Consider the following 13,764-nt stretch of genomic DNA (forward strand, 5'->3'; position numbering starts at 1 on the left):
CTACAATATCGGGTAGTTTACTTTGAAAGGAACGAAAACGAATTATGAGTATATTAACGGTACAAAACTTGAGCCACGGCTTTGGTGACCGCGCTATTTTGAACGATGTCTCTTTCCGCCTCTTAAAAGGGGAACACATTGGTCTCGTCGGAGCGAACGGTGAAGGAAAATCGACGTTCATGAACATCATCACACGCAAACTGCAACCGGATGAAGGGAAAATTGAATGGGCGAAAAACGTCCGTGTCGGTTACCTCGATCAACACGCGGTGCTTGAGCGCGGGATGACGATTCGTGACGTCTTGAAAGGTGCTTTCCAATACCTGATCGACATGGAGACGCGCATCGGCGAACTCTACATGGAGATGGGCGACGCGACACCGGAACAGATGGAAGACATGCTCGCGGAGGTTGGTGAGCTTCAAGAGACGCTCGACTCGAACGACTTTTACATCATCGATGCGAAAGTAGAAGAAGTCGCACGCGGTCTCGGTATTTTAGACGTCGGTCTCGACCGTGACGTCACGGACTTATCAGGTGGACAGCGTACGAAAGTATTGCTCGCGAAGTTGCTTTTAGAGAAGCCAGATATCTTGCTCCTCGATGAGCCGACCAACTATTTGGATGAAGTGCATATCGAGTGGCTGAAACGCTATCTCCAAAACTATGACAATGCCTTCATTTTGATCTCACACGATATCCCGTTCTTAAATAGCGTCATCAACTTGGTCTACCATATGGAAAACCAAGAGTTGAACCGCTACGTCGGGGACTATGACAAGTTCATGGAAGTGTACGAGATGAAACGCTCGCAACTTGAAGCCGCCTATAAGCGTCAGCAAGCCGAAATCGCGGATTTGAAAGACTTCGTTGCCCGAAACAAAGCGCGTGTGTCGACACGAAACATGGCGATGTCACGTCAGAAGAAACTCGATAAGATGGATGTCATCGAATTGAGTGCGGAACGTCCGAAACCAGAATTCCGCTTCTTGCAGGCACGTACATCGGGGCGCCTCATCTTTGATGCGAAAGGTCTCGTCATCGGATACGATGAGCCACTCTCACGTCCGCTCGACCTTCAGATGGAGCGCGGTCAAAAGATTGCCCTCGTCGGAGCGAACGGAATCGGGAAGACGACGCTCTTGAAGAGCTTACTCGGCTTGATCAACCCGCTTGAAGGAACAGTCGAACGTGGTGAGTTCCTCGAAATGGGTTACTTCGAACAGGAAGCCGCATCAAGCAACAACACGTGTATCGAAGAGATTTGGAGCGAATTCCCCTCACTCAACCAACAGCAGGTGCGCGCGATGCTCGCGAAATGCGGTCTCATGACGAAGCACATTGAAAGTAAAATCTCTGTCCTCAGTGGTGGAGAAAAGGCGAAAGTACGTCTTTGCAAACTCTTAAACAACGAAACGAACTTGCTCTTACTCGATGAGCCAACGAACCACTTGGACGTCGACGCGAAGGAAGAGTTGAAGCGTGCGTTGAAAGAGTACAAAGGAAGCGTCCTCCTTATCAGTCACGAACCAGAATTCTATGAAGACATCGTCACAGACGTCTGGAACTGTGAATCGTGGACGACGAAAGTATTCTAATTCAGTAAAGGACGTGTCGTATGGCTGGCCCAATTCAAACGAATGAACGGATTATTTTGTATGACATTATCCGAGGGTTTGCCCTCTGCGGCATTTTCCTCGTCAATATCCCGAGTATGCTCGGGAGCGACTGGATGTTTGGTCGTCCCGACTATTACGGGAGCGACTTGTTCGTCCGCACACTCTTCGATTTGTTCGTGCAGACGAAGTTTTATACGATTTTCTCCCTCTTATTCGGGATCGGCTTTTCGATTTTCCTCGAGCGTTCTTACGCTCGTGGCGAATCGGTCAGTCGTTACATACGCCGGATTTTGATTCTCTTCTTGTTCGGTCTGGCACACCTGGCTATTTGGTCAGGGGATATCCTCCATACGTACGCCATGTGGGGCTTATTGCTTCCCCTCTTTTACGGATTGAGTAACCGCGCCATTCTGGCGTGGGCGTGGAGTTTATTGATTGGAAGTTTCTTACTATTCAACGTTGCCCCTATCTATGTAGAGTGGGCTTTTGGATACATGTATTTAGGAGAGTCGTTCCCGACGGTCTTTAATTCAGGCTTCGGCCCTTGGCTAGACTATCGATTCGACAACGAGATTTTTACTATGATTCAAAATTCACTTTTTGTCGGAATCGAGATTCTCGGTCTGTTCTTACTCGGTCTCTTCATCGGACGGGAACGAAAGCTTCTGACTTGGAGTATCCAAGGATTGACCCGGACTGCTGCTATCTGCGCAATAGCAGCCATACCATTCTGGGGAATCATCATCTGGCATCATTACGGTGATGGCGCCTCTTATATGTCAACGAACTCAGCAGCTGTATGGATTTCCGGAAAACTGCTCGCTACAACATACATCTGCCTGTTCACCATCGTCGTTCGAAAAGGTCGGACGTTCGCCCCGCTTCAAGCACTCGGTCGAATGGCACTCACGAACTATCTGACACATACATTGATCATTGTCTTACCAGTGATCGCACTCGGGGCGTACGGGGCGCTTTCCTTAACCGAAGGTCTATTCCTCAGCATCGCCATTTTGATTGCGCAGTCGTTCTTCTCGATGTGGTGGCTAAAGACTCACCGCTACGGACCGTTTGAGAAACTATGGCGTCTCGGAACATACGGACGACAAACAAAATCATCCTAAGATCGGACTTCATTGTCCGGTCTTTTTTAAACAAAAACTGCAGACGAGCATACGTCTGCAGTTCCGCTCGAGGCCACGGCTTCGAGTTTTTATTTTGTTGCCGCTTCCGTTAAGAATGGCACGATTTGCTTCTTACGTGAGACGACGCCAGGAAGTGTCGCCAATCCGCTTTGAAGGGTCACGTTGAACGCTTGTTCGAAGAGTTCGGGTTTTGGTCCGACAACGATGGCTTCCGAATCGTTCGTCAAAATGTTCGTGATGGCGAATACGAACAAGTCTAAGTTTTTCGCTGCAACCGTGTTGGCAATGGCCGCCTCGACTTCCGCTTTACGGTTCAAGACATCATTCGCGTCGACCGTGTTCACTTGTGCGATTTCGACACGATAGTCGCCCATCGCGAATTCTTTCGCATCGAGTGAGATGAGTTCTTCAATCGTTTTTTGGCTAAGGTCCGCACCGGCTTTGAGCATCTCAAGACCGTATGTTTCCGCATCGACGCCAGCAATCTCCGCAAGTTCTTTCGCTGCTTTGATATCTTCACCTGTGCATGTCGGCGATTTGAAGAGAAGCGAGTCTGAGATGATGGCGGAAAGCATTAAGCCGGCCATATCCGCTGCGATTTCGACACCATGCTCTTTATACAACTTCAACAAGATTGTCGCCGTACATCCGACTGGCTCCGCACGATAGTAGAGCGGGTCTGCCGTTTGGAAGTTTGCGATACGGTGGTGGTCGATGACTTCAAGGATTCGCACGTCTTCAATCCCGTCCGCACTTTGCTGGAACTCGTTATGGTCGACCAAGATAACTTCTTCCGCCTCACCTTTCACACTCTCGATCAATCGTGGTGCTTTCACACGGAAGTGATCGAGCGCATATTGTGTTTCGCCGTTCACTTCACCGAGACGTACCGCTTCTGCGTCCATCCCTAATTTCTTTTTCAACTCGGCATAGGCGAGCGCTGATGTGATTGTGTCGGTATCTGGATTTTTATGTCCGAAGACTAGTACTGTACTCATGTCTCATTCTCCTCACTAAATAGTTTTCCCTTATCCATTATAACGCCCACGGCATTTCTTTCAATTCCCAAACAAAAAGAGCCGTGTCGGCTCTTATGCTTGTTCGTCTTCATCTGTCTCTTCGAGGTCGGAATGATCTCCTTTTGAATCTTCTTCATGGGAGATGTCCGGTTGATCTCGTTTTAACTTTTCTTTTTCTTCTTGTTCACGCTTTTCTTTGTCTGACATATCGTGTCATCCTTTCGAAAATCCGACTTGTCGTAATCTGTTCCCCAAGCCAGATTTCGTCAAACGACATTTCACTAAACGTAAACAAACTGAAACGTCAGGCCTGCACGAAGACGATTTCTTCTCCGCGAAGTTCGACTTTCACGTCTTGTCCTTGGAACAACCACTCATCTTGTTCCGCCACGACAAAACGAATGCCGTCTTCTTCGGTCTCAACAGCCGCATTGTTCACGTCTTCTGTGATGACTCCGACAGAAAAACCGTGCGTCAAGTCTGTCGAACCTCCGTATTTGGCAAACAAACGAACCGTTTGGCCTGCTTCGACTTCCATTTCTTCTTTAAACCATTGGAGCGCTTCTTCTGTTACTTGAATCTTCATAACATCTCCTCCTCTCGACTACTCCTTTCATTCTAAACGTTTCAAAAGAGTCGAGCGAGGAAGTTGCCTAAAGTGTGGTGCCAACTTGATAGCTCACTGTCATGCCATGCGTTTCCGGTTGCGCACCATTCATTTCAGCGAGCGTCGTTTCAAATAAGCGCCGCCCGATTTCTTCATTCGGTGAGAGCATCGTCGACAGTCCGAATGCATGACCGATCGGATGTCCGTCAAAGCCTAGCATAGCGACTTCCTCAGGAATCTTGATGTCTCGCCGTTGCATCTCTCCTAAAAATCCGAGGGCGACATAATCGGACGAGAAAAAGAGCGCTCGAGGACGCTCTTTTTGAGAGAGGAACGTTTCAGCTAGCCGAATACCGTCCTCACTCGTCAAATAGCCCGTCCAAATCCATTGCTCACGCGCATGCGCTACTTCATCGAAATAGGCTTGCTGACGCGCAAGGGAACTTGGACTATGGCTTCTTGACAAGATGATTCCAATCTCTTCATATCCGTATTGCTGTAACACATGAATACCTGATACGAACGATGCGTAATGATCGACATGGATCGACGAAATTGTCTCCGGTGCACCGACGGTCGCCACAGCGATCGGTCCATACGCGCGATATGTCTCCATTTCCTTAAAGGACATCTCATGAGACAAGACGATTGCCCCATCGACTTCACGGTGCTTCAATAAATCGAGCGCTTGTCGTTCCTCGCTCAGTTTATACTCCGTCTGCCACATGACGAGGCGATAATCGTGCTCGAGCGCCGCCTTGGCGAGTCCATTAACGAAGAAACCGTAATAAGGATGATCCATATAAGGTAGGATGACGACGATTCGTTGCGTCTTCCCTGTCGACAACGTCAACGCCTGTTGATTTCGCAAATACCCGAGCTCCTTCATTGCCGCATGTACACGGGTCCGTTTTTCTTTCGATACGTACGGATGCTCGTTCAACACACGCGAGACCGTCGTCACCGATACGTCAGCGTGCTTCGCGATATCTCGAATGTTTGCCATTCGTCCCACCTCAACTTGTCAGTCTTTGCATATAGTGTACCCACTCTGCTTGCTGACTGTCACCTCTTTCGACGACTTGACAACGAATCGCTTGAACGAGACGGAAGCGCTCTTCTAACGGAAGATGAAGAAATTCTTCACGGAAACGGGTACACAACATTTTTCCAAACGGTGTATACAACTGATTGATGACGAGCTCGTATACGATTCCACTGCACCATGTCTTCCACGTTGTCGGTTTCATATCGGTTCCCCTCCCTTTGTCTATACCGTATCTTCTGAAACGCGTTTCAGAGCAAGCATCTTTTTTAAAAAAGTTTATTTCCGAACATTATTTGTCTTCAACTTTCATTTTTCATGTTTTTTACTCAAAACAATTGACGGGAATCAAACATTTTTGTATAGTCATCAAGTTGATAACGTTAATTTAAGCATTTTCCTCAATTAATGTTCGGAAATAGACCGGAATAAGGAGTTATATCGATGAATATTTTTCAATTGAAACAACATGGTACGAATGTTAAACAGGAAGTGACTGCTGGGATCACAACGTTCGTGACGATGGCGTACATCTCTGTCGTCAACCCAGCGATTCTATCTGACGCAGGGATTCCGTTCGCACAAGCATTCACAGCGACAATCATTGCCATCCTCATCGGGACAGGCTTGATGGCGTTTTATGCGAACTTACCAATCGCTGTAGCACCCGGGATGGGGCTCAACGCATTCTTCGCTTACACGCTCGTCGCTCAAGAACAGATTGCCCCGTCCGCCGCACTCGGCGTCGTCTTCGTCTCGTCCGTCTTCTTTTTAATCTTGTCGCTCTCTCCAATTCGGACGAAGTTGATTCAAGCGATTCCGACTTCGTTGAAGCATGCCATCACGACCGGAATCGGTCTTTTCATCGCTTCACTCGGATTAAAACTATCAGGTTTGATCGTTGCGGATGAAGCAAACTTGGTGCGTCTCGGTGACGTGTCTTCTCCAGAAGTACTACTTGTACTCGGTGGTTTGATCGTCTCGGCACTTCTCTTTTCACGAAACGTACCCGGTTCTTTACTCATCGGGATGGTACTCACTGGGATTGCAGCATACTTCATGGACATCTTAAAAATCGATGGTGTCACGGCGATGCCGACGCTTCCCGAGGGACTCATGGTCAACCCCGTGACGGCATTTAGTGATGTCATTCAATACGGTTTGTTCGGTGCTGTCCTCTCGTTCTTCCTCGTCACGCTTTTTGATACGACAGGTACGCTTGTCGGTGTCGGAAAACAGGCCGGTCTCTTAAAAGAAGATGGAACAATTGAGAATGGTCACCGTGCACTCTTTGCCGACTCGCTTGCCACAATGGGTGGATCACTCGTCGGAACGAGCCCGTCTACGGCATACATCGAGTCTGCTGCCGGTGTCGCGCAAGGTGGACGTACAGGTCTCACAACGGCCGTCGTCGCCGGATTGTTCGGATTGACACTCTTCTTCAGCCCACTTATCGGCGCCATCTCTGGCGTTGCGGCGATCACGGCTCCTGCACTCATCATCGTCGGGGCACTCATGTTGACGAACGTCCGGTACATCGACTGGAGCGACTTCAGCGAATACTTCCCAGCGTTCATGACGATTTTGATCATGCCTTTGTCAGGAAGCATCGAACGCGGAATCGCCTTCGGGTTCATCTTGTACCCGATCTTCAAAGCAATGAACAAGGAGACGGTTCACCCGCTCATCTACTTGTTCGGCGCACTCTTCATCTTGGAAATGTTCTTCCTATAAGTTAGACAGAAGATCCTCGTCATGTATCGAGGATCTTTTTCTGTTATACGTACTTCCTACCTGTTTTATATCAGAAACGAGATGAATATCGGTTCAGTGAGATACGTTATCAATTAGACAGGATTTTACAAATAAATCAGTTTTTCTCCCCATTTTTCTGTCACTTTCCTACGCTTTATGAAATAATGACGTTGAAATCGCTATCATCAGAAGAAAGAAGGAATGGCTATGCCGAATGTAGCTTTATTCGTCACTTGTCTATCTGATACGTTGTTTCCATCCGTCGGACAAGCGACAGTCGAATTACTCGAACATTTAGGATGCGAGGTGACGTTCCCTTTTGAACAGACGTGCTGTGGGCAACCCGCCTACAACAGCGGCTATCATGAGGAAACAAAAAAGATTGCCAAGCACATGATTGAAACGTTTGAACAAGCAGATGCAGAATATATCGTCGGACCATCGGGGTCGTGTGTCATGATGATGCGTGACTATCCGCATTTGTTCCAAGATGACCCTGTGTGGGGTCCTCGGGCAGAGGCACATGCCGCCAAAACGTTCGAGCTGACGCAGTTCATCGTCGATGTGCTCGAAGTCACAGATGTCGGTGCCAAGTTTCCCGCCAAAGCGACCTATCACGCGTCTTGTCATATGACCCGCCTCCTCGGAATCGAAGCGGCTCCCGGAAAGTTGCTCGGAAACGTCGATGGACTGACGATGGTTCCCCTCGCGAACGTACATAACTGTTGTGGGTTCGGCGGGACATTCTCCGTCAAGATGCCAGACGTATCGGTACAAATGGTAGATGAAAAAGTCGATTCTATCTTACAGTCAGGGGCAGAGGTGTTGATCGGAGCGGATGCTTCATGTTTGATGAATATCGGCGGACGTCTTCATAAACAGGGACATCCGATTAAAGTGATGCATATTGCCGAAGTCTTGAACGAAGGAGTGAAGCAAGCATGAGCATGGGGATTCGATTGGATGAAAAGTTTCAAGATCGACGAAAAGATGGAATCGAAGATGCGTTCATGCGGCAGGCCGTCAGTTCGGCTCAAAACCGTCTACGGGATGGCCGGTTGAATGCTGCGGGTGAACTTGGGGAATGGGAAGCGTTCCGTGACCACTCGGAAGAGATTCGTCAACATGTGTTAGAACACCTAGACTATTACTTATATCAATTGAGCGAGAATGTTTCAAAACGCGGCGGAAGTGTCTTTTTCGCGGAAACACCAGAAGAAGCGAACCGCTACATTCGGGAAGTCGTTCGGTCGAAACAAGCCAAACATGTCGTGAAATCAAAATCGATGGTCACAGAAGAAATTGGGTTGAACGAGGCACTTCAAGAAGAAGGGTGTACTGTCGTCGAATCCGACCTAGGGGAATGGATTTTACAACTCGACGAAGATCCACCGTCTCACATCGTCGCCCCGGCTCTGCATAAAGACCGCAACGCTGTGCATGAGACGTTCACTGCTCACGGCTATACCGGTTCGAACGATCCGACTGAACTCGGTCGTTATGCGCGTCAAGAACTGCGCAAAGACTTTTTGAAGGCAGAAGTCGGCATCACCGGCTGTAATTTCGCCATCGCAGAGAGTGGAGCCGTCGGGCTGGTGACCAATGAAGGGAACGGACGCATGGTGACGTCACTTCCTGACACGGTCATCTCTGTCATGGGCATGGAACGCGTCGTCCCGTCTTATGAAGAGTTCGAGGTACTCGTCAACATGCTTTGTCGAAGCGCAGTCGGTCAGCGACTCACGTCATATATTACGACGTTCGCCGGGACGCGCGCAGTCGGTGAAGTCGATGGACCCGAAGAGTTCCACCTCGTCATCGTTGACAACAAGCGTTCTGGTATTCTCGGGACACAGTTTCAATCGGTGTTGCAATGCATCCGCTGTGCGGCCTGTATCAACGTCTGTCCCGTCTATCGCCATATCGGTGGACACGCGTACGGGTCGATCTATCCAGGTCCGATTGGTGCCGTCTTGGCTCCGCTCCTTGACGGATACGAGAACTATAAAGAACTCCCCTATGCGTCGAGTCTCTGTGGCGCCTGTACGGAGGCGTGTCCTGTAAAGATTCCGCTGCATGAACTGTTGATTGAACATCGACGCGTCATCGTAGAGGAGAAAAAGCAATCACCTTTCGTGGAGCGGATTGCGATGAAAGGATTTGCCGTCACCGCTTCGAGTCCATTCTTATTCGAAGCCGCAGAACATGTCGCACCGTTTGCGACATCACCGTTCGCCACCTCGGGTCAGATTGAGAAAGGGCTACCGGCTTGGACGGACTCGAAAGACTTGCCACAACCGAACAAACAGACCGTCCGAGATTGGTTCAAGAAACGGGGGAATGCCTGATGAATCCTGGTACAATCACAAACCGTGAGGACTTTCTACAACGAATCGCCAAGCAACTCGGTCGTGAGGTCAAGCTCACGCCGCCAAAACGGGAATATACACATCGTCCGCAAGATGAGGTATTGAAAGGCGCGAGTGAAGAAGAGTTGCTCGAGACGTTCCGCATGGTCGCGACCCGAATCCATACCGATTTGGTGGAATGTGAATCTGCGAAGCTTGATGATACGCTTCGCCTCTTGATTGAACGCTATCATGGCGCACGGATTCTCGCAGAAAACGATGAGCGAATTTCCGCTTGGGCACCTGCAACAAGTGAGACGTTTGATTGGTGGGATTCGTCACAACCCGAAGCGAGTCGAGAGCTGGCCACTCGAGCGGACATCGGCATCACGATTGCGGATGCGGCATTTGCGGAAAGTGCGACAATCGTTCAATATGCGAAGCCTGGTAGATCACGGACAATCAGTCTGTTACCACAAGACCATATTGCGATCATCCCGAAATCTGTCCTTGTCCCACGTATGACGCAAACGGCACAACAACTCGCCACACTCGACCGAGACGGTCTCCATTCCCCGAACGGTGTCAATTTCATCTCTGGTCCGTCGAACTCGGCCGACATCGAGATGAACCTCATCGTCGGCGTTCATGGTCCTGTTCGAGTCGCCTATGTGTTGGTACATGATTTATAAGTATAGCCCCTCCATCGATCGATGGAGGGGCTATGTTCATCCTGATACGGTGACGCTCCCATTTGAGCTTGTTAATTTCACTTCAATCGACCCGTCTCCAAATACGCACTCTTTCGACCGCTCTCCAAACACATCAACTTTCCCGTTTCGTGACTTCGCACGAATCGTCACATCTTCCGGACGTTCATCGACATGTAAGTCAATTTTCCCATTGTTCGTCTTTAAGCGAATCGGTGCTTGAATCGCTTGTACGGAACAGTCTATCCGTCCATTAGAAGTTTTGGCGTCGACCGCTCCTGTGACGTGATCGACATCGATTCGACCGTTCGAGGAATGGATATTGATCCGCTCGAGCTGAGAATGTTTCGCCTCGACACGACCGTTCGAAGAATGAAGCTCCCAATCGTGACCGTGACAACTCGATACGAGCACCTTTCCATTCGATGTGCGCAAGACACCATGACGTGCTTGAATGTGATGCGCGACGATTCGACCGTTCTCACTCTCCACGTGGAACCGTTCCGCTTGGAGATCTTGTACATCACTCGAACCGTGACGATTTTTCAATTGAATCTGATGATAGGCGTGATGAGGCAATTCAACCCGAAGTACAGGTGCCTTTGACCCAAACCATGAAAACAGGTCCGAAAGACCGAAACGACGTTCGGATTCAATCCGGATTTCCAACGTGTCCCCGACGATATCCATAACGACCCCATGATCGGTCTCCGTCTCAAGCGTCGCATACGCATAACCGTCTTGTGATGGGGTGACGAACACTTGCGCATTTTGAACTTGAATGAGGACGCTTTGGAAGGCTACGTTCGAACTTTTGACCACCGCAGGCGGTCGCGTCGAGACCGATTCTTCAATATCGACAGAGGCGAGCAATTCCGATGCGAGTATGCTCGGTTCCCCTAACTCACGTGCCAATTCTTCGTCACTTCTTCCTTCTAATCGACCACTCGTGAAATATTCCGATACGTCTCGTAAAATATCAAGCCGATCTTTCACCTTCACGTTCATCAATAATTGTTCGAGCTCTGACAAGTACTGTTCTTCATTCATCTGTCGTCTCCCCCTCGGATTAAGTCATTGACACCGTTTGTGAATACGTTCCATTCCGTTCGCAATTCAACTAAGTGTTTGCGGCCCTGTTCCGTAATTTGATAGTACTTCCGTGGAGGGCCCTCTCCAGACTCCATTAAATACGTCGTGAAATAGCCCTCTGTCGTCAATCGACGCAACAACGGATAGACAGCACCTTCTGAAATGGCCACTTTGGCCGAAATCGCCTGAACGAGCTCATACCCATAGCGGTCTTGTTCCGCGACGAGTGCTAACACACACAGGTTAAGTACGCCCTTTTTGAATTGAGGATTCATCATCCCACCCCCTACTATACATAGAACAATAGCATACTATCTACTACTGTTCAATAAACAATAGCGTTCATTTCCTTGATTTCTCAATATCTAGCATCTGAAGAGTTGAATCTGTACAATGAAAGAACGACACTCGTAGGATATTAGTCACAGTCGGAATGTTCATCATTCTAGGAAGGAACGGTCTTTATGAAGTCATGGATTGACCAACGGATCGGGAGACAATTTTTATTCGTCTTCTACTTATTCATCGGACTGATCCTCCTCACGTCGCTTGCCGTATATGTGTATACGGAAAACCAAATCGAACAGACGACGTCATCGCTCGAGAACATCAGTGAACGACGCACGAATGCGACCGAGTTGTTCGAGACATGGCAGTCGATGCAATATGAAATGCGCGGATATGTCCTCCTTGGGGATGACGCGATGTTAGAACGTGTGCAAGATAAACAAGTCTTGATTGACGAACAGACCACTTGGTTCGAACAGAACGCAGTGACTGAGAAAGAAAAAACGTACGCGAGCGATGCGCGCACACTGTTTGTTGCGTATCAGGAACGTGTCATGCCGAGCCTTGAACGTTATGTAGCAGGAAAACGGGACGGGAGTGTGACCGAACCCTTCTTAAAGATGCCGACACTCGGGAAAGTGAATCCTCAAAAAGACCCACCGGCAGATCGTAAATTCAAAATCAATTCGAAAAGTGCCGCAGATATGAGTGCGAGCATAGTCGATATGGAGAGCGTCTTCACGGAATACCGGAACTCACTGAACGCAGAAGAGGATGCACTCCGTGCTCAGCTTGCGACCCATACGAAGTGGGCACAAGCTCTTTGGCTCCTCTCATTACTTGGCGTCCTCTTCATTCTCTTCATCGTCGCCCGTCCATATGTGAGACGCTTAACGGGTCAACTGCAGGAGTTGATCGAAAACAGTAAGCGCCTTGCCGGAGAACGACAGCCAATCACACCGGTGGCAGCCCAATCTAAAAATGAAGTCGGTCAATTGACAACATCGTTCCGACAGATGGCTACATCTCTCACGACACAACGCTATCGGATTGAAGAAGAACGTGAGAAGACAGCGCGTCTCCTTCACTCCATTCGCGATGCCGTCATCTATGTCGAACACGCAACAAGTGAGAAAGTAGCGAACCAAGCGTTGTTCGTCTTATTCAATCAACCGATCACGAAACGAAATGAAGTCGATTTATATCGTTTAGATGCTAGCCTTGAGGAGCTTGGACTGCAAGTCGACCAAAAGGATGCCTTTTTCGCGTTCATGGAACGATCATTCGATGGACAGTGTAAAGAAGAGAGCGTCACGTTCTCGATGAATCAGGAGGAGCGCTTCATTCAAATGTATGCGGAGAAGATTTACTTGCGAGGGACACGTCATGGAACGATGCTCGTTTTCCGTGACGTGACGCATGAGACCGAAGTCGACCGTCTGAAAACCGAACTCGTTTCGACCGTCTCTCACGAACTCCGGACTCCGCTCACAAGTATTATCGGATTCACTGAACTTCTTCGTTTCCGAAAGCTTTCAGCCGAACGTTCCGAAAAGTATTTAGGAATGATTCATCAAGAGACATTGCGTCTTGAGGACTTGATTTCAAACTTGCTCGATGTACAACGGATGGAGTCTGGGCAACAGACGTACCATAACGAACCGGAGCGGCTATCCGCCATTCTTGAACAAGCGATCGCGGTACATCAAGGTTCAAGCCAACATCATCACATCACGTTTGATTGCACGGAAGACGTCTATGTATACGGAGACCGGACGCGACTCAATCAACTCTTCATGAACCTCCTGCACAACGCTGTGAAGTATTCGCCTCGCGGTGGCGAAATCAATGTCCGTGTCGCATGTGAACGACCGGATTGGATTGACATTTCAATTGAAGATCACGGTATCGGGATTCCCCAAACCGCGCTACCAAAATTGTTTGACAAGTTTTATCGCGTCGACAACTCCGCCAGTCGAAAAATCGGAGGGACCGGTCTCGGTCTCGCGATTTGTAAAGAAATCGCCGAAGGTCACGGTGGAACGATTCACGCTACCTCAAACATCGGCAAAGGCTCTATGTTCACTGTCAGCCTTCCCAAGTTGGATATGACCAATCAAATAAGTAGCTAAACGA

Annotated in this window: 14 protein-coding genes; 7 read left to right on the forward strand and 7 right to left on the reverse strand. The window is 48.9% G+C overall.

Annotated elements, in window-relative coordinates; genetic code table 11:
- The first annotated feature begins 44 nt into the window (after window positions 1-44).
- Window positions 45-1,598, forward strand: a complete 1,554-nt coding sequence (locus tag KD909_RS13775; protein ID WP_015880457.1) for an ABC-F family ATP-binding cassette domain-containing protein — start codon at window positions 45-47, stop codon at window positions 1,596-1,598.
- Between the two features lie 20 nt (window positions 1,599-1,618).
- Entirely contained in the window at window positions 1,619-2,743 is a 1,125-nt protein-coding gene (locus tag KD909_RS13780) for a DUF418 domain-containing protein (protein WP_211781902.1), read from the forward strand.
- A gap of 89 nt (window positions 2,744-2,832) precedes the next feature.
- Here KD909_RS13780 and KD909_RS13785 read toward each other — a convergent pair whose 3' ends face one another.
- The 5 genes from KD909_RS13785 to KD909_RS13800 form a co-directional block, all read right to left on the reverse strand.
- Entirely contained in the window at window positions 2,833-3,762 is a 930-nt protein-coding gene (locus tag KD909_RS13785; protein ID WP_211781903.1) for a manganese-dependent inorganic pyrophosphatase, read from the reverse strand.
- 93 nt (window positions 3,763-3,855) lie between these two features.
- Window positions 3,856-3,990 carry a hypothetical protein gene (locus tag KD909_RS15570; protein ID WP_015880450.1) on the reverse strand — a complete coding sequence of 45 codons (135 nt, stop codon included), beginning with the start codon at window positions 3,988-3,990 and terminating at the stop codon, window positions 3,856-3,858.
- A gap of 97 nt (window positions 3,991-4,087) precedes the next feature.
- Window positions 4,088-4,369, reverse strand: a complete 282-nt coding sequence (locus KD909_RS13790) for a HesB/YadR/YfhF family protein (RefSeq protein WP_074034990.1) — start codon at window positions 4,367-4,369, stop codon at window positions 4,088-4,090.
- Window positions 4,370-4,436: 67 nt separating this feature from the next.
- Window positions 4,437-5,396: a LacI family DNA-binding transcriptional regulator gene (locus KD909_RS13795; protein ID WP_211781904.1), complete on the reverse strand. Its 960-nt coding sequence runs from the start codon at window positions 5,394-5,396 to the stop codon at window positions 4,437-4,439.
- Between the two features lie 10 nt (window positions 5,397-5,406).
- Window positions 5,407-5,640, reverse strand: coding sequence for a hypothetical protein (locus KD909_RS13800; RefSeq protein WP_026824564.1), 234 nt, complete (start codon window positions 5,638-5,640; stop codon window positions 5,407-5,409).
- Window positions 5,641-5,885: 245 nt separating this feature from the next.
- On the opposite strand from KD909_RS13800, the gene KD909_RS13805 reads away from it, so the two are divergent.
- The 4 genes from KD909_RS13805 (at window position 5,886) to KD909_RS13820 (ending at window position 10,230) form a co-directional block, all read left to right on the forward strand.
- The gene (locus KD909_RS13805; RefSeq protein WP_031424359.1) at window positions 5,886-7,169 is read left to right on the forward strand and encodes an NCS2 family permease; all 1,284 of its coding nucleotides are present in this window, start codon (window positions 5,886-5,888) and stop codon (window positions 7,167-7,169) included.
- Window positions 7,170-7,397: 228 nt separating this feature from the next.
- On the forward strand, window positions 7,398-8,135 hold the full coding sequence (locus KD909_RS13810) for a (Fe-S)-binding protein (RefSeq protein WP_031424358.1): 738 nt from the start codon (window positions 7,398-7,400) through the stop codon (window positions 8,133-8,135).
- A 2-nt stretch (window positions 8,136-8,137) separates the two neighbouring features.
- Window positions 8,138-9,538 carry a LutB/LldF family L-lactate oxidation iron-sulfur protein gene (locus KD909_RS13815; protein WP_305826701.1) on the forward strand — a complete coding sequence of 467 codons (1,401 nt, stop codon included), beginning with the start codon at window positions 8,138-8,140 and terminating at the stop codon, window positions 9,536-9,538.
- The gene (locus KD909_RS13820; RefSeq protein ID WP_211781906.1) at window positions 9,538-10,230 is read left to right on the forward strand and encodes a LutC/YkgG family protein; all 693 of its coding nucleotides are present in this window, start codon (window positions 9,538-9,540) and stop codon (window positions 10,228-10,230) included. Before KD909_RS13815 ends, KD909_RS13820 begins: the two co-directional genes overlap by 1 nt.
- 36 nt (window positions 10,231-10,266) lie before the next feature.
- Here the strand turns inward: KD909_RS13820 and KD909_RS13825 are convergent, their stop codons facing one another.
- On the reverse strand, window positions 10,267-11,298 hold the full coding sequence (locus tag KD909_RS13825; RefSeq protein WP_211781907.1) for a DUF4097 family beta strand repeat-containing protein: 1,032 nt from the start codon (window positions 11,296-11,298) through the stop codon (window positions 10,267-10,269).
- Window positions 11,295-11,615, reverse strand: coding sequence for a PadR family transcriptional regulator (locus KD909_RS13830; protein ID WP_031424354.1), 321 nt, complete (start codon window positions 11,613-11,615; stop codon window positions 11,295-11,297). Before KD909_RS13830 ends, KD909_RS13825 begins: the two co-directional genes overlap by 4 nt.
- Before the next feature lie 189 nt (window positions 11,616-11,804).
- Between KD909_RS13830 and KD909_RS13835 the strand changes: the two genes are divergently transcribed.
- Entirely contained in the window at window positions 11,805-13,760 is a 1,956-nt protein-coding gene (locus tag KD909_RS13835) for an ATP-binding protein (RefSeq protein WP_211781908.1), read from the forward strand.
- Window positions 13,761-13,764 lie beyond the last annotated feature (4 nt).

It is taken from the genome of Exiguobacterium sp. PFWT01, assembly GCF_018255795.1.
GTDB lineage: Bacteria > Bacillota > Bacilli > Exiguobacteriales > Exiguobacteriaceae > Exiguobacterium.

Bases quoted from the DNA above. Each gene is read 5' to 3' on its own strand.
- KD909_RS13775 (WP_015880457.1), top strand. From the start codon at position 45: ATGAGTATATTAACGGTACAAAACTTGAGCCACGGCTTTGGTGACCGC.
- KD909_RS13780 (WP_211781902.1), top strand. From the start codon at position 1,619: ATGGCTGGCCCAATTCAAACGAATGAACGGATTATTTTGTATGACATT.
- KD909_RS13785 (WP_211781903.1), bottom strand. From the start codon at position 3,762: ATGAGTACAGTACTAGTCTTCGGACATAAAAATCCAGATACCGACACA.
- KD909_RS15570 (WP_015880450.1), bottom strand. From the start codon at position 3,990: ATGTCAGACAAAGAAAAGCGTGAACAAGAAGAAAAAGAAAAGTTAAAA.
- KD909_RS13790 (WP_074034990.1), bottom strand. From the start codon at position 4,369: ATGAAGATTCAAGTAACAGAAGAAGCGCTCCAATGGTTTAAAGAAGAA.
- KD909_RS13795 (WP_211781904.1), bottom strand. From the start codon at position 5,396: ATGGCAAACATTCGAGATATCGCGAAGCACGCTGACGTATCGGTGACG.
- KD909_RS13800 (WP_026824564.1), bottom strand. From the start codon at position 5,640: ATGAAACCGACAACGTGGAAGACATGGTGCAGTGGAATCGTATACGAG.
- KD909_RS13810 (WP_031424358.1), top strand. From the start codon at position 7,398: ATGCCGAATGTAGCTTTATTCGTCACTTGTCTATCTGATACGTTGTTT.
- KD909_RS13815 (WP_305826701.1), top strand. From the start codon at position 8,138: ATGGGGATTCGATTGGATGAAAAGTTTCAAGATCGACGAAAAGATGGA.
- KD909_RS13820 (WP_211781906.1), top strand. From the start codon at position 9,538: ATGAATCCTGGTACAATCACAAACCGTGAGGACTTTCTACAACGAATC.
- KD909_RS13825 (WP_211781907.1), bottom strand. From the start codon at position 11,298: ATGAATGAAGAACAGTACTTGTCAGAGCTCGAACAATTATTGATGAAC.
- KD909_RS13830 (WP_031424354.1), bottom strand. From the start codon at position 11,615: ATGAATCCTCAATTCAAAAAGGGCGTACTTAACCTGTGTGTGTTAGCA.
- KD909_RS13835 (WP_211781908.1), top strand. From the start codon at position 11,805: ATGAAGTCATGGATTGACCAACGGATCGGGAGACAATTTTTATTCGTC.